At 67.4% G+C, this 17,857-nt stretch carries 16 protein-coding genes and 3 pseudogenes; 14 read left to right on the forward strand and 5 right to left on the reverse strand.

Annotation, left to right across the window (positions count from 1 at the left end):
* Positions 1 to 173 precede the first annotated feature (173 nt).
* Positions 174 to 464: pseudogene (locus tag WS92_RS31125) on the reverse strand (IS630 family transposase); the annotation flags it as partial.
* A 71-nt stretch (positions 465 to 535) separates the two neighbouring features.
* Here WS92_RS31125 and WS92_RS05535 point away from each other — a divergent pair.
* Positions 536 to 811: pseudogene (locus WS92_RS05535) on the forward strand (LysR substrate-binding domain-containing protein); the annotation flags it as partial.
* A 43-nt stretch (positions 812 to 854) separates the two neighbouring features.
* Here WS92_RS05535 and WS92_RS05540 read toward each other — a convergent pair.
* On the reverse strand, positions 855 to 1,355 hold the full coding sequence (locus WS92_RS05540) for a VUT family protein (protein WP_059931899.1): 501 nt from the start codon (positions 1,353 to 1,355) through the stop codon (positions 855 to 857).
* A gap of 85 nt (positions 1,356 to 1,440) precedes the next feature.
* On the opposite strand from WS92_RS05540, the gene WS92_RS05545 reads away from it, so the two are divergent.
* From WS92_RS05545 to WS92_RS05560, 4 genes are all read left to right on the forward strand, one after another.
* A complete protein-coding gene (locus WS92_RS05545) occupies positions 1,441 to 1,959 on the forward strand; it encodes a phage tail protein (RefSeq protein ID WP_242425352.1) in 519 nt (172 codons plus the stop codon).
* Positions 1,960 to 2,472: 513 nt separating this feature from the next.
* Positions 2,473 to 3,897, forward strand: a complete 1,425-nt coding sequence (locus tag WS92_RS05550) for a purine-cytosine permease family protein (protein WP_015602709.1) — start codon at positions 2,473 to 2,475, stop codon at positions 3,895 to 3,897.
* Entirely contained in the window at positions 3,894 to 4,817 is a 924-nt protein-coding gene (locus tag WS92_RS05555; protein WP_059931903.1) for an NAD-dependent protein deacetylase, read from the forward strand. The genes WS92_RS05550 and WS92_RS05555 overlap by 4 nt, the downstream gene beginning before the upstream one ends.
* Positions 4,780 to 5,457 carry a DUF938 domain-containing protein gene (locus WS92_RS05560; RefSeq protein ID WP_009916232.1) on the forward strand — a complete coding sequence of 226 codons (678 nt, stop codon included), beginning with the start codon at positions 4,780 to 4,782 and terminating at the stop codon, positions 5,455 to 5,457. Before WS92_RS05555 ends, WS92_RS05560 begins: the two co-directional genes overlap by 38 nt.
* A 254-nt stretch (positions 5,458 to 5,711) precedes the next feature.
* Here WS92_RS05560 and WS92_RS31135 read toward each other — a convergent pair.
* Positions 5,712 to 5,837, reverse strand: a pseudogene (locus WS92_RS31135) (6-phosphogluconate dehydrogenase); the annotation flags it as partial.
* Between WS92_RS31135 and gndA the strand changes: the two are divergent.
* From gndA to WS92_RS05580, 4 genes are all read left to right on the forward strand, one after another.
* Complete coding sequence (gene gndA, locus WS92_RS05565; RefSeq protein ID WP_015604050.1) at positions 5,826 to 7,241, forward strand: NADP-dependent phosphogluconate dehydrogenase; 1,416 nt, start codon at positions 5,826 to 5,828, stop codon at positions 7,239 to 7,241. The pseudogene WS92_RS31135 and the gene gndA overlap by 12 nt on opposite strands.
* Positions 7,242 to 7,439: 198 nt before the next feature.
* A complete protein-coding gene (locus WS92_RS05570) occupies positions 7,440 to 7,772 on the forward strand; it encodes a DUF4148 domain-containing protein (protein ID WP_015603870.1) in 333 nt (110 codons plus the stop codon).
* A gap of 342 nt (positions 7,773 to 8,114) precedes the next feature.
* Entirely contained in the window at positions 8,115 to 8,477 is a 363-nt protein-coding gene (locus WS92_RS05575; RefSeq protein ID WP_171845187.1) for a cupin domain-containing protein, read from the forward strand.
* 126 nt (positions 8,478 to 8,603) lie between these two features.
* A complete protein-coding gene (locus WS92_RS05580) occupies positions 8,604 to 9,359 on the forward strand; it encodes a peptidoglycan DD-metalloendopeptidase family protein (RefSeq protein ID WP_082743716.1) in 756 nt (251 codons plus the stop codon).
* Between the two features lie 106 nt (positions 9,360 to 9,465).
* Here WS92_RS05580 and WS92_RS05585 read toward each other — a convergent pair whose 3' ends face one another.
* The gene (locus tag WS92_RS05585) at positions 9,466 to 10,101 is read right to left on the reverse strand and encodes a Pr6Pr family membrane protein (protein WP_006028582.1); all 636 of its coding nucleotides are present in this window, start codon (positions 10,099 to 10,101) and stop codon (positions 9,466 to 9,468) included.
* Between the two features lie 261 nt (positions 10,102 to 10,362).
* On the opposite strand from WS92_RS05585, the gene WS92_RS05590 reads away from it, so the two are divergent.
* The 5 genes from WS92_RS05590 to WS92_RS05610 all read left to right on the forward strand — a co-directional run bounded on the left by WS92_RS05590 (position 10,363) and on the right by WS92_RS05610 (position 16,207).
* The gene (locus tag WS92_RS05590) at positions 10,363 to 10,899 is read left to right on the forward strand and encodes a cytochrome b (RefSeq protein WP_009915702.1); all 537 of its coding nucleotides are present in this window, start codon (positions 10,363 to 10,365) and stop codon (positions 10,897 to 10,899) included.
* 160 nt (positions 10,900 to 11,059) lie between these two features.
* Complete coding sequence (locus tag WS92_RS05595; RefSeq protein ID WP_059931906.1) at positions 11,060 to 11,455, forward strand: DUF2946 domain-containing protein; 396 nt, start codon at positions 11,060 to 11,062, stop codon at positions 11,453 to 11,455.
* Between the two features lie 86 nt (positions 11,456 to 11,541).
* The gene (locus WS92_RS05600; RefSeq protein ID WP_059931908.1) at positions 11,542 to 13,746 is read left to right on the forward strand and encodes a TonB-dependent copper receptor; all 2,205 of its coding nucleotides are present in this window, start codon (positions 11,542 to 11,544) and stop codon (positions 13,744 to 13,746) included.
* A gap of 328 nt (positions 13,747 to 14,074) precedes the next feature.
* On the forward strand, positions 14,075 to 15,169 hold the full coding sequence (locus tag WS92_RS05605) for a triacylglycerol lipase (RefSeq protein WP_043283076.1): 1,095 nt from the start codon (positions 14,075 to 14,077) through the stop codon (positions 15,167 to 15,169).
* A gap of 3 nt (positions 15,170 to 15,172) precedes the next feature.
* Positions 15,173 to 16,207 carry a lipase secretion chaperone gene (locus WS92_RS05610; protein WP_059931910.1) on the forward strand — a complete coding sequence of 345 codons (1,035 nt, stop codon included), beginning with the start codon at positions 15,173 to 15,175 and terminating at the stop codon, positions 16,205 to 16,207.
* Positions 16,208 to 16,225: 18 nt separating this feature from the next.
* On the opposite strand, the gene WS92_RS05615 is transcribed toward WS92_RS05610, so the two are convergent.
* The gene (locus WS92_RS05615; protein WP_059931913.1) at positions 16,226 to 17,755 is read right to left on the reverse strand and encodes a MocR-like pyridoxine biosynthesis transcription factor PdxR; all 1,530 of its coding nucleotides are present in this window, start codon (positions 17,753 to 17,755) and stop codon (positions 16,226 to 16,228) included.
* Between the last annotated feature and the right edge of the window lie 102 nt (positions 17,756 to 17,857).

A 17,857-nucleotide genomic window follows, 5' to 3' on the forward strand; every position in this document is an offset into this window, starting at 1 on the left:
CATACATCATCAGGATTTTCAGGATTCACGTATCAATATGCTTGCTCCCTGCAAATTCAACAACACCGTTTCGATCTGGCAGCCTCGCTGCATAAATCTTTCAGAACTGTTCAGGGCCGGCTAATGAGGCAGGGCTGCACCGCGATAGAGGAAGAATGATTGCCGAGTTTGCGGAGGGCGGTTTCGACGGCAATCGTGCGCACGCTCCAGTGAGTGGATCCATCTGCCGGCTTCGTGTGCAGGGTCTTGTGAATCAGTTGAGCCAGCCGCTCATCGTCGATCGTGCGTGGCTTGCCGGGACGTTGTGCGATTGCGCTGTTGGATTCGCCGTCAGCAGCCGCCAGCACGATGCGCGCCCGCGCGACCAGCGCAGCCGAAATCGAACGAGAACGTGCTATCGACATCAGTTGCGAGCGTTCGTCTTCGCTCAGCACCAGTTCCGCCTTCGGTCGTCCCATTGGCATGCTGACGTCTCCCGTTCCGTTGACGTCAACATGCTACGCGAACATTTTTCAGTTAACAACGGAACAGGACACTAGCACGTGTCGTAATCGATCTTTGCATGAAGCGCGGTTTCGTGCCAACAGCTTCACGGATCGTTTCTCCCAAAACGTCGATGCTGAATTTGGTCGCGGCTGGTTACGGGGTGGCGATTGTTCCGGAGCGGATGACGACGTTAGGCTTGAGCGACGTGTCCTTCGTACCGCTTCCTGATGAGGGCGCGAAATCGAGATGTGCACTGCTGTTATCCGTCGAACCGACTATCTTGGCGCAGACATTCGCGGATCTATTTGTGCGCGCGCAGAGCTGAGCGTCAGTGCAGCCGTGCCGCCTTCAGCTCACTCCTTCCCGCTTCAGTTGCTTTCGCATCCGGCGACACGGACATTGCGAAAGACAAGCCACGACCAGACAGCGCCGCCGGCGACCTTCGCGAGGAACTGCAGAAACGCGATTGTCGGGAATATCGTGCCGAACGCGATCAGAGGGAAGATGAGCGAATCCACGGCGGCGCCGGCTATGTTGGCGCCGTTTGCGCGTGCGAGAACGGGATAACGGCGGGCAGCCTGGAACACGATTGCGCTGGCGACGGCCGCGGCACTGAATGCAGCGAGAGACGCCACCGCGATTATGCCCGACGCGGGATTGAGCAAATAGCTTGCGGCGCCCGCGCCTGCGATCAGCGCGAACATGCGTGCCCACAGCGCGCGCCCCCGCCAGTTGAGGTGCAGGCGATCACGGATCGCCAGATCGAGGCCGATCAGCAGGAAGGCGTTGATCGGCGTGGATGCCGGGCCGAAGTGCGCGACGCTCAGGTTCGCTGCGACGACGGCCGCGATGTAGATCAAGACGTACATGGTTCCTCTGCAGTAAAAGTCCTCGTTGCGCCGGCTCCGGAATGTTCGGCGGTGGCATTGCATCAGCGCGTCATGATGCTCGAGCATGAACTGCCGGTGCGCTAGGATAATCGTTCCCGCCATCTTGAGCATGCGTGCCTCGCCCGTCTTCGCGGACCGCACGTTCCTCGTCGACGGCAAGGCCGTCCGGCGCGAGGGCGCGCTGAAGGGCGAGCTGAAGCTCGATCCGGGCGCGCGCATCGTGCTGGCCGAAGGCTCGACCGCGTTCCCGTCGCTGACGTTCGCGAACGACGGCGCACCGGACGCCGGCCTGTTCCATATCGCCGACGGCCACTTCGGCGTGACGAGCAACGGCGTTCAGACCGTGCATTTCGCGCCGGAAGGAACGTACTTCGACAAACCGGCATTCGGCAGCCACCCGGACGCGAGCGACCGGTCGAATCGCTTCGCGACGACGCAATGGATCGCGAGCGAGCTCGCGTCGGCCACGGTCGGGCAGATTGTCTTCGAAATGCGCACGGCGGCGCGCGCCTGTACCGCATCGGCACCGGCGCGCCCGCCGAGATCACGCAGGCGGGCATCACGCCCGAGGACGCGGGCCTGACGCCGCCGCCGCGGCTGTCGGACGAATACGTGTGGCGCGACGGGACGTGGGTGGTCAATGCGGTGGTGGTCGCGGGCAAGGAGCGGGAGGCGGCGATGAACGCGTTCATGTCGCGGATGGAGAAGGCGCGCGCGAAGAATCTCGGCAAGGCCGACGCGCCCGCGCTTCGACGCGCGCGCGCAGTATCAGATGAAGCTCGTGCGCGTGGTGGACGCGCCGGCGGGGGCGCTAGGGCAGAAGTTGGTGTTGGAACCGCAGCGGTAGGCGAAGGTGTAGTCGGAGGCGAAGGTGGAAGTCTCGGCCTATCGAGAGCGGTGCGGCCCGCCATTTCGTTGCGGGCCTCGCAAAGCCTTCGCGTCCGGATTTGTCGCGGGGTGGTTTGCGGGATAGTGCGCGGGGATTCACCACATTGCCGCCTCGGTACAAACCCGAATCCCCAAAAGAGTTGTCTATACAATTTTGAGCGGCTACCGTGAGCATTCCGAACCTCAGACATTTCCGGGACCCGCCGCCATGCCGAACGTCACCGATGCCCAACGCCGCCCGCTGCGCGAACGCCGCACGATCGACCACATCCCCGACCACGAGCGTCACGGCAAGCTGTCGAGCCAGTTCACGCTGTGGCTCGGCGCGAACCTTCAGGTGACGGCGATCGTCACCGGCGCGCTCGCAGTCGTGCTGGGCGGCGACGTGTTCTGGTCGCTCGTCGGACTCGCGCTCGGTCAGTTGCTCGGCGGCGCGGTGATGGCGCTGCACGGTGCGCAAGGGCCGCGGCTCGGCTTGCCGCAGATGATTTCGAGCCGCGTGCAGTTCGGCATCTACGGCGCGGTGATTCCGCTCGTGCTCGTCTGCCTGATGTACGTCGGCTTCTCCGCGAGCGGCACCGTGCTCGCCGGTCAGGCGCTCGCGCAACTGCTCGGCGTCGCCGACACGGTCGGCATCTTCGCGTTCATCGCGGTCGTCGTCGTGCTCGCGGTGTTCGGGTATCGGACGATTCACGCGCTCGGCCGCGTGTCGAGCGTCGTCGGCGTGATCGCGTTCGTCTACATGTTCGCGCGGCTCCTCGGCGGCCATGATGTCGGCGCGCTGCTCGCGATCCGGCATTTCTCGCTGCCGAGCTTCCTGCTCGCGATCTCGCTGTCCGCGTCGTGGCAGATAGCGTACGGGCCCTACGTCGCCGACTATTCGCGCTATCTGCCGCGCGCGACGTCCGCGCGACGCACGTTCTGGGCGATCGGTCTCGGCTCGGTGCTCGGCGCGCAGGCGTCGATGGCGTTCGGCGTGTTCGCGGCGGCGCTCGCGGGCAAGCAGTTCGCCGGGCACGAAGTGCAGTTCATCGTGAGTCTCGGCGCGAGCGGCGCGACGGCCGCGCTGCTCTATTTCGCGATCGCGTTCGGCAAGCTGACGATCACGACGCTCAACGCATACGGCAGCGTGATGTCGGTCGCGACGATCGTCACCGGCTTCTCGGGCCGCGCGCAGATCACGCAGCGCGCGCGGATGGCCTACGTGCTCGCGATGGTCGCCGCGGTCGCCTGGCTCGCACTCGTCGGTCGTCACGCATTCCTGAAGGATTTCTCAGCGTTCATCCTGTTCCTGCTCGCATTCTTCACGCCGTGGAGCGCGATCAATCTGGTCGACTTCTACTGCGTGACGAAGGAGCGCTACGACGTGCCCGCGCTCTACGATCCCGACGGCCGCTACGGCCGCTGGAACATCGCGGGCGTATCGATCTACGCGATCGGCGTGCTCGTGCAGATGCCGTTCATCGCGACCGAGTTCTATACCGGGCCGCTCGTCGCGAAGTTGGGCGGCACCGACATCTCGTGGATCATCGGCCTCGCCGTGCCCGGCATTCTGTATTATGTGGCGGCACGCAGGCAGGCCGCGCACGTCCCCGAGCGGCTGATCCTGCCGGACGAGCCCTCATTGTCATGACCGATTCCGCCGTTGTTTCGTCGCAGCCGCTTTCATCGCCGGACGCCGCGCCGTCGGCCGATCCGCGCGCGCTCGACGCGCTGCACGCGTTCGTCGAGCGACATCCGCGCCTCTTCGTGCTCACGGGCGCGGGCATCAGCACCGATTCCGGCATTCCCGGCTATCGCGACCGCAACGGCGCATGGATGCGCTCGCCGCCGATCCAGTACCGCGAGTTTCTCGATTCCGACCATGCGCGCCGCCGCTACTGGGCGCGCAGCATGCTCGGCTGGCCCGTGGTCGGGCGCGCGCAGCCGAACGCATCGCATCATGCGCTCGCGCGGCTCGGCGCGGCGGCGCGCATCGGGCGGCTCGTCACGCAGAACGTCGACGGGCTGCATCAGAGCGCGGGCAGCGTCGACGTCATCGAACTGCATGGCGGCATCGGCGGCGTCACGTGTCTCGATTGCGGCGCGCATCACGCGCGTGCGGCGATCCAGCCCATCCTCGAAGCGGACAATCCTGCACTGCTCGTTGCCGAGGCGGAGCCCGCCGCCGACGGCGACGCGCATCTCGAATGGCGCGCGCTCGACACGTTTCGCGTGCCTGCGTGCCCGGCGTGCGGCGGGCTGCTGAAGCCGGCCGTCGTGTTCTTCGGCGAGAACGTGCCGCGCGAGCGCGTCGCGGCCGCCGCGCGCGCGCTCGACGACGCCGATGCGATGCTCGTCGTCGGCTCGTCGCTGATGGTGTATTCCGGCTACCGGTTCTGCGTATGGGCGAGCGACCAGCGCAAGCCGATCGTCGCGATCAATCTCGGGCATACGCGCGCCGATCCGCTGCTGACGCTGAAGGTCGAGGCGTCGTGCGGGCGGACGCTCGCCGCGCTCGCCGCGCGTCTCGGGCTTGCGGCGAGCGACGCGCGCGGCCCGCTTCACGTCTGACTCGTCCATCCTGATTCGTTTCGTCATGCCGATCGATTCCACTTCGCGCCAATGGGCGGCCGCCGCCGAACGCAACCGCGAGCCGATTCTCGCTGTGCTGAAGCGCGTGCTGCCCGCGCGCGGCGCCGTGCTGGAGATCGCGAGCGGCACTGGCCAGCACGCGGTCCACTTCGCGGCTGCGCTGCCCGATCTCGTCTGGCAGCCGACCGACGTGGAGTTGGCCGCGCGCGCGTCGGTTGCCGCGTGGGCGGCCGATGCCGCGCTGCCGAACCTGCGCGCGCCGCTCGCGCTCGACGTGTGCGCAAAGCCGTGGCCGCTAGCCGCCGCCGATGCGCTCGTCTGCATCAACATGATCCACATCGCGCCGTGGGCGGCCGCGTGCGCGCTCTTCGAAGGCGCGGCGCGCGTGCTGCCCGAGGGCGGCGTGCTGTATCTGTACGGGCCGTATCGCCGCGGCGGCGCGCACACGGCCGAATCGAACGCGCAGTTCGATGCGCAGTTGCGCAGCCGCAATCCGGCGTGGGGCGTGCGCGATCTGGAGGCGGTAGTCGAACTCGGCAGTGCGTCCGGCCTCGTGCTCGACGAGATCGTCGAGATGCCGGCGAACAATCTGAGCGTCGTGTTTCGAAAGCGCGCGTAGGCGCGTGTGCGTCGGGCGCGGCGCGGCGGCGCTGGCGTGAGCGTCGGATTCGTTGAACGAGACGAACGCGCGATCGTAGGGATCGTAGAACGAGCAGAACGAAACAATCGCGACGGCCCGCGATCGCAAGCATGGACACCGCCATCCGTTCGACCACGACACGTCGGCAGTATCCCGAATCAACGCCGAAGCGCCGCCGAAGCCGCATCGAGGGACCGCCAGACGTCGCGAGGCGTCAAACCGAGCCGCCACCCGATTCGCCTCCGGACGCCTTTCATTCGCGGCGCGCTCGCGCGGTTTCCCTTATCCTTGCGCCTGTGCGCGCGACCCCGGTGGGTCGCGCCCTGTTTTTTCCGGAGAATTGAACAATGGGCAAACAAGCAATCGGTGTGGTCGGTCTCGCGGTGATGGGGCGCAATCTGGCCTTGAATATCGAAAGCCGTGGCTACGCGGTGTCGGTCTACAACCGCAGCCGCGAGAAGACCGACGAACTGATCGCCGAATTTCCCGATCGCAAGCTCGTGCCGGCCTATACGCTCGAGGAATTCGTCGCGTCGCTCGAAACGCCGCGCCGCATCCTCCTGATGGTGAAGGCGGGCGAAGCGACCGATGCGACGATCGCGGCGCTCAAGCCGCTGCTCGGCAAGGGCGACGTGCTGATCGACGGCGGCAACACGCACTTCACCGACACGATCCGCCGCAACCAGGAACTCGCGCAGGCGGGCCTGCATTTCATCGGCACGGGCGTGTCGGGCGGCGAGGAGGGCGCACTGCGCGGCCCGTCGATCATGCCGGGCGGCCAGCGCGACGCATACGATCTCGTCGAGCCGATCCTCGAGCAGATCGCCGCGAAGGCGCCGGCGGACGGCGAGCCGTGCGTCGCGTACATGGGGCCGGACGGCGCGGGCCATTACGTGAAGATGGTCCATAACGGGATCGAGTACGGCGACATGCAACTGATCGCGGAGAGCTACGCGGTGCTCAAGCAGGTCGCGGGCCTGACGAACGACGAGTTGGGCGAGGTCTACGCCGAATGGAACCAGGGCGAGCTCGACAGCTACCTGATCGAGATCACCGCGAAGATCTTCGGCAAGAAGGACGACGAAACGGGCGAGCATCTCGTCGACGTGATTCTCGACCGCGCCGCGCAGAAGGGCACCGGCAAGTGGACGAGCCAGAACGCGCTCGACCTCGGCGTGCCGCTGCCGCTCATCACCGAATCGGTGTTCGCGCGCGTGCTGTCGTCGCTGAAGGCGCAACGCGTCGCGGCGAGCAAGGTGCTGAGCGGGCCGTCTCCCGCGCCGCTCGAAGGCGATCGCGCCGCGTTCGTCGAATCGGTGCGCCGCGCGCTGTACCTGTCGAAGGTGATCTCGTACGCGCAGGGCTTCGCGCAGCTCGATACAGCATCGAAGGAATACGGCTGGAACCTCGATCTCGGCACGATCGCGAAGATCTTCCGCGCGGGCTGCATCATCCGCGCGCGCTTCCTGCAGAAGATCACCGATGCGTATGCGAAGAACACCGCGCTCGCGAATCTGCTGCTCGACCCGTATTTCCAGGACATCGCGGCGAATTACCAGTCCGCGCTGCGCAACGTCGTGATCGCCGCGGTGAAGGCGGGCGTGCCCGTGCCGGCGTTCGCGTCGGCGGTTGCGTATTTCGACAGCTACCGGTCGGCGCGCCTGCCCGCGAACCTCGTGCAGGCGCAGCGCGATTTCTTCGGCGCGCACACGTTCGAGCGCACCGACAAGCCGGGCAGCTTCCACGCGAACTGGGCCGAGTGACACGCGAGATCGGTAATTGTTGCGATCGTCTACGTTATTGGTCGGGTTTTTCTAGGGATGGAACGGCGATTGTTATCGGTCTCGAAACAGTGTTTTCGTCGATACATGGTTTTCCCTAAGTGCCTCCGTGACTAGACTGTGATTAATCGCTGCTCGCATGGTGCTTGCGGCGAAGCAAAAAATCACGGAGGTTTGATCATGAAATCGCTTTTCGCTACCGTCGCAGTCGCCGCCGCCCTCGCCGTTCCGGCCGTTTCGTTCGCCCAGCAATCGAATGGCCCGGTGACCCGCGCGCAAGTCCGGGCCGAGCTCATCCAGCTCGAGCAGGCGGGCTATAACCCGGCTTCCGACCGCGTGAACTACCCCGAGGAAATCCAGGCTGCCGAAGCCAAGATCCACGGTCAGCAAAACGTCGCCGCGCAAGCCGACACGAGCGGCTACGGCGCGCAGCCGGCGGCCGCGGCCGAATCGGGCGCGCCGAACAAGGTGAAGCGCATCGCCGACGGCGCACCGGTCTACAAGGGTCGTTGAGCGGCACGGTTGTCCGTCGCGCGTCGCGGCTGAACGCGAGCGCGGCGAGTCGCGGCCCGCGCATGGCAGTTCTCAGCCCGCGTGTTCCATTCGTTGGAACGCGCGGGCTGAGCTTTTTGGCGCGCCGAAACAGGGCGGTCGCGCGTGTGCCGCCGTCAATTCCGATCCGGGCATCGGGCGAGCGGCGCGCGGCGGATGGCGCACCGGGATTCAACACCGCATTCCGGACGCTGCACCGCCGCTCGTAGCGGGTGAGCGCGCTCGTCGCGCGCGCCTTCGCCGATCGGCCGATTCCCCGACAACTTACGTCGGCGATGTCCGGCGAGTTACTATCCGTCCGGCATGGTGCCGCGCGATCGTCGCGCCGGCCGCCACGGTGCCACGGGAATGTCCATGAAGATCGTACGCAGCAAGAGCTTCACCGCGCCGCGGGCGTGGGGCGCCGTCGACATCGCCAACATGCGCGGCGTCACGACCCGCCTGCATTGGACGGATCAGCCGTACAAATGGCACGTCAACGATGGCGAAGAGGTGTTCGTCGTGCTCGACGGCCGGGTCGAGATGCGCTATCGCGACGCCGGCGTCGAGCACGCGGCCGTCCTGGAGGCAGGCGACATCTTTTTCGCATCGGCAGGGACGGAACATGTCGCGTGCCCGCTCGGCGAGGCCCGGATTCTCGTCGTCGAAACCGAAGGCAGCGTTTGAGGTCCGATCGGAATGGCGCGGCTCGCGATGCGTCGGCCCGGCCGGGTGCGGTTCGCCGGGCTTGCCGGGCCGATCGCGCACGAAGTCCCGGCGGCGGCGAGCGTGCCGCCGCAGCGAAGTGAATTGATGGAGGTACGCTTGAGAAGCATTCTGTTCGTCCAACGCTCCGGCATCGGCTGGACGGTGCGCACGGCGCTCGTCGCGGCAGGCGCGGCGCTCGCCGGCGGTTGCACGCTGACGCCGTGGACCGACTCCTGGCAGCCGACGCACGTGCCGCCGCAGTCGGCGCAGCGCGCGTCGTCGGGCGTGCCGGCCGGTTATTACCGCGTGAATTCGGGCGATACGCTCGCAAGCATCGCGTCCGCGTTCGGGCAGCGCCCGCTCGACGTCGCGAGCTGGAACCACATGGCGCTGACCGACATGGTGACGCCCGGCCAGGTGCTGCGCGTCGCGCCGCCGCCGAGCACGGCGACGTTTGCGCCACCCGCCGCGCAGCCGCAAGCGGCCGCGCCGGCGCTCGCGTGGCCCGCGCGCGGCACCGTGACGACGCCGTTCGGTGCCGGCAGGAACCACGGGATCGTGATCACCTCGGCGGGCGGCGATCGCACGGTGCGCGCCGCCGCGCCCGGCCGCGTCGTGTACGCGGGAACGGGCGTCGCCGCCTATGGCCCGCTCGTGATCCTGAAGCACGAGAACGGCCTCATCACCGCGTACGGCCACAACGACAGGCTGCTCGTCAACGAAGGCGACGCGGTGAGCGCGGGCCAGCCGGTCGCGGAGATGGCGACCGACGCGAGCGGCCGCTCGACGTTCGAGTTCGAAGTGCGGCGCAACGGCAAGGCCGTCGATCCGCTCGGCCTGCTGCCGCGCAACGGCTACTGACCGACTTCCAGCGCCGCCCCCCGCGCGCGATGCGCGGCTGAGCGGCGCGATCGTGTCGCCACCGGGCCCGGCCATCCGGCGTGCGCGCGTGCGCGCGGCGCCGTCGTCAAGCGTGCTCCGTCTGCGGCGCGAGCGCGCCGGCGCGGTTGCCGAGCAGCACGATCAGCGCGGCGAAACCGAGGCTGCCCGCCGCGATCGCGCCGCTGTATGCGGCGACCATCAGATAGCCGTGCGCGCGCGGATCGACGAACGGGTACGGGTACCAGTCGATCAGCGCGCCGCGCACGAGCGTATAGCCGAGATACGCGACCGGAAACGCGAGCCACCGCGCGAGCTGCGACCAGTCGATCCGCACGCGCGGCGCGACGTACAGCCAGTCGAGAAACACCGTGATCGGGATGATCCGATGCAATATCCAGTTCGTATAATAAGGCGTCGCATGATGCAGCGTGTCCAGATGCGCGAGCAGCAGCTCGTAGACGATGCCCGTGATCGCCATGTACAGCACGACGGCGCCGCGCGCGGACTCGTATCGTCGCGACGGCGGTTTCGTCGCAAGCCATAATCCCGCGAGCAGCACGATGGCCGCATACAGGCTGCTGAGCTGCGTGAAGTAGCTGAGGAAGTTGTCGAGCCGGAAAGTCGGCGTGTTCCATCGGCGTGCGATGCTGTGACAGGTCGCGGAAAGGATCAGTCCGCAGCCGACCAGTCTGTAGGCTGCGACAAAAGCGGCTTTCTGCATGATGGGGCCTTGCGTGTAGCGGTGAAGCGGGCGTCGTGGCGGATGCGTGCCCGACTGCTCGAATATTGATTCGAGAATAGTTCAAGCATTGCCGCGCCGACATGCGGCTCTACCCGAGCCCGCCCGGCACGCGATCCGCGATCATGCGGAAACTTGATCGAGCCGCAGGGCCCGCGCATCGCGCGTCATTACAATTCGACAACGTCGTGTGCGGCGCCGCGCGCGATCCGGTGGTTCCCTTCAATACGAACGAGACTGATCATGAATCGTATCCTCGCCGGCCAGGCGCGCTACAGCCGTCCCGCCGTCTTCTTCCATTGGGCGATTTTCCTGCTCGTCGCGCTCGCGTACCTCGCGATCGAAGTGCGCGGGCCGAAAGGGACCGACAGCCGGGTGTTCTGGTCGAACGTCCATTACCTTGCCGGCACGCTCGTGCTCGCGCTGGCCGTGCTGCGGATCGTCTGGCGCTTGGCGGGCGGCGCGCCGCGCGAGCTGCCGCAGCCGGCGTGGCTCGCGCTGTTCGCGAAGCTCGCGCATCTCGCGCTGTACGTGTTCATCGTCGCGCAGCCGCTCCTCGGAATCATGACGCTGAACTTCGGCGGCAAGCCGGTGACGCTCGCGGGGATCGACTGGTCGTTTACGCTGTTCGGTCCGAACGCGGCGCTGCGTTCGACGATCAAGGAAGCGCACGAATTGATCGGCAACGTGTTCTATTACGTGATCGGCCTGCACGCACTCGCCGCGCTCTGGCATCACTTCGTGAAGCGGGACGCGACGCTGCGCCGGATGACGTTCTGACACGCTTCGCCGCCGCGGCGCGCATCGTTGCGGATGCAACGATGCGCGTGCGCGGTTCGCGCGACCACGACCGGCCCCGCGACCGTTTCACGCTACCCAAGCCAGCCAACATTCTGTAACATTCGGGCGGCATTACATTCCCTTTACGCCATCCCGAACCATGTCCAACCGATTCCGCAAACTGACTGCCTGGCTGGGCATGCTTGCGGTCTGGTTGGCGAGCGTCGCGCCGCTCGTCTCGCAGGCAAACGCGCGGCTCGCCGCGCCGTCTTCCGCCGCGGTGATCTGCGGCGACGAGCACGGCGCACGGCCGGCTGCGGCGGGCGCCGCGCACGGCGGCCCGGCGCGCGACGGCGCGGCGCATCATGCGCTGCATCTCGACGCATGCGGATACTGCGCGTTCTTCGCGCACAGCCCGGCGATCGGCGCGGCCGCGCCATCGCTCTTCTCCATGCACGTGGCGGCCGTCGCGCCGTCCGTTCCTTCCGGGGCCGCCGCGCCCCCGCTCGAGCGCTACACGCACGCCTATCCGCGCGCGCCGCCGGCAGACGCCTGAACGCCTGACTTCATTTCCGTTCATGCAGTCCCCGCATCCGTTTGATCCGACGATCGCGCGGAGGGGCGTCTTTCGAGTTTCGATTCATGACATCCAAATTCTTGCGTCACGCGCACGCCGCGCGTGGAGACCGTGCGCGCCGTCGGCGGCGCGCGATCACGCTTACCGTTCCCGCGCTCGCAGCGGGTGCGTTCCATCTCGCGCCGGCCGCCGCGCAGACCGACGATGCCGCGCACCGTCACGGCGCGCCTGGCGCGATGGGCAGCGTTGCGCCCGACGCGACGGCCACCGCGACGAACCGCACGACAGCCGGCGCCGCGCCGGAAGCCGCGATGCTGCCGACGATCGAAATCGTCGCGGCGCCCGAATCGACGCCGCTCGTCGTCGTCACCGATCCGAAAACGCCGCGCCAGCCGTTGCCCGCGAGCGACGGCGCCGATTACCTGAAGACGATTCCCGGCTTCGCGTCGATCCGCAGCGGCGGCACGAATGGCGATCCGGTGCTGCGCGGGATGTTCGGCTCGCGTCTGAACATCGTCGCGAACGGCATGTCGACGCTCGGCGCATGTCCCGGCCGGATGGACGCGCCGACGTCGTACATCGCGCCCGAGAGCTACGACAAGGTGACGGTCGTCAAGGGGCCGCAGACCGTGCTGTACGGGCCGGGCGCGTCGGCGGGCACGGTGCTGTTCGAGCGCGTGACGCCGCGCTTCAAGACGCCGGGCATGCGCTTCGACGGCAGCGTCGTCGGCGGCTCGTTCGGGCGCAACGATCAGAACGTCGACGTGACGGCCGGCACGCCGGACTTCTACGGGCGCGTGACCGCGAACCACGCGCATTCGCAGGATTACGAGGACGGCAACGGCCGCACGGTGCCGTCGCAATGGGACAAGTGGAACGCGGATGCGGCGCTCGGCTGGACGCCCGACGACAACACGCGGCTCGAGCTGACGGCGGGCACGGGCGACGGCTACGCGCGCTACGCGGGCCGCGGAATGGACGGCGCGCATTTCCGGCGCGAGACGTTCGGCCTGAAGTTCGACAAGAAGCACATCGGCGACGTGCTCGACCGCGTCGAGGCGCAGGTCTTCTACAACGAAGCCGATCACGTGATGGACAACTACACGCTGCGGATGCCCGATCCGACGAGCAGCATGCCGATGCGCATGGCCTCCGAAGTCCGCCGCCGCACGCTCGGCGCGCGCGTCGCGGCAACGCTGCGCTTCACCGACGCGTTCCAGCTCGTGACGGGCGTCGACGCGCAGTCGAACCGCCTCGACTCGCGCTCGGCGATGGGGATGCAGAACTACGGCGACAAGCCGTGGAATCCGCAGGCGAACATGTGGAACGCGGGCGCGTTCGGCGAGCTGACCTGGTATGCGAGCGACGCGTCGCACGTGATCGGCGGCGCGCGGATCGACTATGCGGCCGCGCGCGACAAGCGCGCGACGACGGGCGGCATGAATATGAGCATGCGCAATCCGACGCTCGACGATCTTCGCTCGCGCGTGCTGCCGAGCGGCTTTGTGCGCTACGAGCGCGATCTCGCGTCGCTGCCCGTCACGTGGTACGCGGGCATCGGTCATGCGCAACGCTTCCCCGATTACTGGGAACTGTTCTCCGCGAAGCGCGGCCCGACCGGCTCGGTCAACGCGTTCTCGGCGATCAAGCCCGAGAAGACGACGCAGCTCGACATCGGCGCGCAGTACAAGAGCGACAAGCTCGACGCGTGGGTGTCCGCGTATGCGGGCTACGTGCAGGACTTCATCCTGTTCGATTACGCGACGGGCCCGATGGGGCAGACGACGCAGGCGACGAACGTCAATGCGCAGATCATGGGCGGCGAGCTCGGCGCGTCGTGGCGCCCGCTCGCGCCGTGGCGTTTCGATGCGTCGCTCGCGTATGCGTGGGGGCGCAACGTGCAAAGCGGCGCGCCGCTGCCGCAGATGCCGCCGCTCGAAGCGCGCTTTGGGGGCGAGTACACGCGCGGGCCGTGGTCGGCGGGCGGGCTGTGGCGAGTCGTTGCGCCGCAGCATCGCTATGCGCTGAACGAGGGCAACGTCGTCGGCAAGGACTTCGGCCCGAGCGCCGGTTTCGGCGTGCTGTCGCTGCACGCGCAGTACAACGTGAGCAAGGCGGTGCAGATCTCGGTCGGCATCGACAACGTGCTCGACAAGGCTTATGCGGAGCACCTGAACCTCGCCGGCAACGCCGGTTTCGGCTATCCGGCGAACGTGCCCGTCACGGAGCCCGGCCGTACCGCGTGGGTCCGTCTGAGCACCAAGCTCTAAGCTTCCCCCATCCGTTCCTTTCCCCCGCATCGCAGTGCAGCATCCGCGATGCGGGCGGCTTACCCGCTTGGCCTCGCCGCTAGCGTCAATCGATTAGAGAGCCGTGTCTAACCGACGGAAAATTTTCGTTAGGCATGCTTCACTCCTTTGGCCGGCGCAGGAGGCGCTCGTTTCAATCGTCAAAGATCGTCGTCGCGTCCTGTGCGGCGCCGTTGAGCCGTGCAACTGTGTCCGGCATGCAGGCTGCGTATTCGGGCAGTGCAAAACGTAGTCAGGCGCACAGAAACAATATCCTCATCCGATACGATTCAAACAAAAGGAGACGTACATGGCCAGATCGATGCGATCCAGAGCAGTGGCGGCGGCGGCCGCGTTCGCGATGAGCGCGGCGCCGGCCGCGAGCATCGGGACTTTTCTCTCGCTTGCCGGCACGCAATCCGCCGTCGCGGCGACGACCGTCGTCGACAGTTACGCGGCGACCCGATATCCGATCATCCTCGTGCACGGCCTGACCGGCACCGACAGATACGCGAACGTTCTCGACTACTGGTACGGCATCCAGGCGGATCTGCAGGCGCACGGCGCGCAGGTCTACGTCGCGAACCTGTCCGGCTTCCAGAGCGACGACGGGCCGAACGGCCGCGGCGAACAACTGCTCGCATACGTGCAGCAGGTGCTCGCCGCGACGGGCGCATCGAAGGTGAACCTGATCGGCCATAGCCAGGGCGGGCTGACGTCGCGCTACGTCGCAGCCGTCGCGCCGCAGCTCGTCGCGTCGGTGACGACGATCGGCACGCCGCATCGCGGCTCCGAGTTCGCGGACTTCGTGCAAACCGTGCTGGCGTACGATCCGACCGGATTGTCGTCGACGGTGATCGCCGCGTTCGTCAATGTGTTCGGCATCCTGACGAGCAGCAACAACAACACGAATCAGGACGCGCTCGCCGCGCTGAAGACGCTGACGACGTCGCAGACCGCGACGTACAACCAGAACTATCCGAGCGTGGGCCTAGGCGCGCCGGGCTCGTGCCAGACGGGCGCGCCGACGGAGACGGTCGGCGGCAACACGCATCTGCTGTATTCGTGGGGCGGCACGGCGATCCAGCCGACGCTGTCGGCGCTCGGCGTGACGGGCGCAACCGATACGAGCACGATCCCGGTCGTCGATCCGGCGAATACGCTCGATCCGTCGACGCTCGCGCTGCTCGGCTCCGGCACGGTGATGATCAATCGCGGCTCCGGCGCGAACGACGGCCTCGTGTCGCGCTGCAGCTCGCTGTATGGCCAGGTGCTCAGCACGAGCTACAAGTGGAACCACCTCGACGAGATCAACCAGTTGCTCGGCGTGCGCGGCGCGTATGCGGAGGATCCGGTCGCGGTGATCCGAACGCATGCGAACCGGCTGAAGACGCAGGGCGTGTGATCGATGAAGGGTGAGGGCGGCTTCGCGCGACGCGTCGCGCTTTACGGTGCGGCCGGCGTCGTTGCGGCCGGCGCGGTCTGGTATGTCGTCGGCGCGCCGGCGAAGCGCGATGCCGGCGCGGCGGGCGCAGCGCCGGGCGTCGCCGCGTCCGCGCCCGCCGTCGCGGCGCAGAGCGCCGATGTGGGCTCCGCTGCGAGCGGGCTGCCCGCGTCGCTGGCCGGCTCGTCGGCGCCGCGGCTGCCGCTCGACGCGCACGGTCATCTCGCGAAGGCGCGGGCCGTGCGCGATTTCTTCGACTATTGCCTGAGCGCGCAGAGCGAGCTGAGCGCGCAGGCGCTCGATGCGCTCGTCGCGCGCGAGCTCGCCGCGCAGCTCGACGGCACGGTCGCGCAGGGCGAGGCGCTCGACGTCTGGAAACGCTATCGAGCGTATCTCGATCAACTCGCGAAGCTGCCGGACGGCGGCGCGCCCGGCAACAAGCTCGACCTCGCAGCGCTGCAGCTCGCGCTCGACCAGCGCGCATCGATCGCGAGCCGCACGCTCGGCGACTGGGCCGAGCCGTTCTTCGGCGCCGAGCAGCAGCGGCAGCGCTACGATCTCGCGCGGCTGAGGATCGCGCGCGACGCTTCGTTGACGGACGCGCAGAGGGCCGCGCGCCTCGCGGCGCTCGAACAGCAACTGCCGCTCGACCAGCGTGCCGAGCAGGCGCGCGAAAAGCAGCAGAACGATGCGATTGCGCGGATCGCGCAATCGCAGAAGTCTGGTGCGTCGCCCGACGAAATGCGCGCGCAGCTCGCGCAATCGCTCGGGCCGGAAGCCGCGGAACGCGTCGCGAAGATGCAGCAGGCGAACGACGCGTGGCGCGCGAAGTACGACGAATATGCGGCGCAGCGCGCGCAGATCGACGCACAGAATCTGTCGCCGCAGGATCGCGACACGCAGATCGCGCAACTGCGGCAGCGCTACTTCACGCAGCCGGGCGAGGCGCTGCGCGCGGCGTCGCTCGATCGCGGCGGCGCGGCGGCGCAGCCGCAATAGCGGCGCGCGTCACGCGCGTCACGCGACACGCTGCTTCGCACTGCGATCCAGATGCACTTCGATCGTTTGCGCGAGTGTGTCGAACGCAGGCGCGATCCGCTCGTTCGGCACGCACGCGTAGCCGAGCAGCAATCCCTCGCGTGCGGTGTCCGCGTGGTTGTAGTACGTCGTGAGCGGACGCACGATCACGCCCGCGTCGAACGCGGTCTGCGTGATCGCTCGATCGTCGCAGCCGTTCGGCAATCCGAGCACGAGGTGCAGGCCCGCCTCGTCGCCCATCACCGGCAGCGCATCGCCGAAGCGCGCATGGATCGCGTCGATCAGCAACTGGCGGCGCTCGCCGTACAGCGCACGCATCCGGCGCACGTGCGACGTCAGATAGCCGTCCATGATGAATTCGGCGAGCACGGCCTGCTGCATCAACTGTCCTTCGCGATACAGCTCGGATAGCCCGGTCCTGAACGTCTCGACGAGATGTTCGGGCACGACCATGTAGCCGAGGCGCAGGCTCGGGAACAGCATCTTGCCAAGGCTGCCGACGTAGATCACGCGGCCCGCGTCGTCGAGCCCCTGCAGCGACGCGAGCGGCCGGCTGCCGTAGCGGAACTCGCTGTCGTAGTCGTCTTCGATAATCCAGCACTGATGCTGCCGCGCATACTCGAGCAGCATCCGGCGCCGCGCGAGGCTCATCACCATGCCAAGCGGATATTGATGCGACGGCGTGACGAGCGCGAGCCGCGGCGGGTGCTTCAGGTCCTGCGCGCGCGGCGCGAGCCCTTCGTGGTCGACGGGCACGGGCGCGAGCACGAGCCCCGCCGCCTGCAGCACGCTGCGCACGCCCCAGTAGCACGGCTCCTCGACCCACGCGCGATCGCCGACGTCGGCGAGCAGGCGCACCGACAGGTCGATCGATTGATGAATGCCCGTCGTGATGATGATCTGGTCGGGCGAGCATTTGACCGAGCGCGCGACGCGCAGGTAGTCGGACAGCGCGCGCCGCAGCGGCCGGTAGCCGCCGCCCGGCGCATAGGTCAGCAGTTCCGGATTCGCTTCCTTCCACAGCCGCGCCTGCAGGCGGCTCCACGTGCGCGTCGGAAACTCGGACACGTCCGGCACGCCCGGCATGAACGCTCCCCACTGGCGGCGCGACACGCCCGCATGCCGGATCAACTGCGCGCCGCGCGTCGACAGCGCGCCGTGCGCGCGCTGCTGCACGTCGCGCGATTCGTCTGACGGATGCGCGAGCGCGCCGGCTTGCGCGCGCATCGCCGCCGCGTCGGGGCGCGTGTCGGCGACGTAGGTGCCGCTGCCCGTCGTCGTCAGCACGTAGCCTTCCGTCGTCAACTGGTCGTACACATGCAGCACGGTGTTGCGCGCGATCGCGAGATCGGTGGCGAGCGTGCGCGAGCTCGGCAGCTTCGTGCCGGGCGTGAGCTCCCCCGACAGGATCGCCTGCTGCATCAGGCGCAGCAGTTGCCGGTACATCGGCTCGGCCGAGTGCCGCTCGAGTCGCGTGGCAAGCCAGTCGGAGAGGATCACGGTATCCAAAGTGGTTCTACCGGAAATATTGAAATGGTTCCCTATTGTAGAACCGTGTGCACCGTATAGTGAATCGCATCTCGAAATGTCGAGCCAAGACGAAAAGGGGAC

The sequence above is a fragment of the Burkholderia sp. MSMB1588 genome (assembly GCF_001546925.1).
Lineage (GTDB): Bacteria > Pseudomonadota > Gammaproteobacteria > Burkholderiales > Burkholderiaceae > Burkholderia > Burkholderia humptydooensis.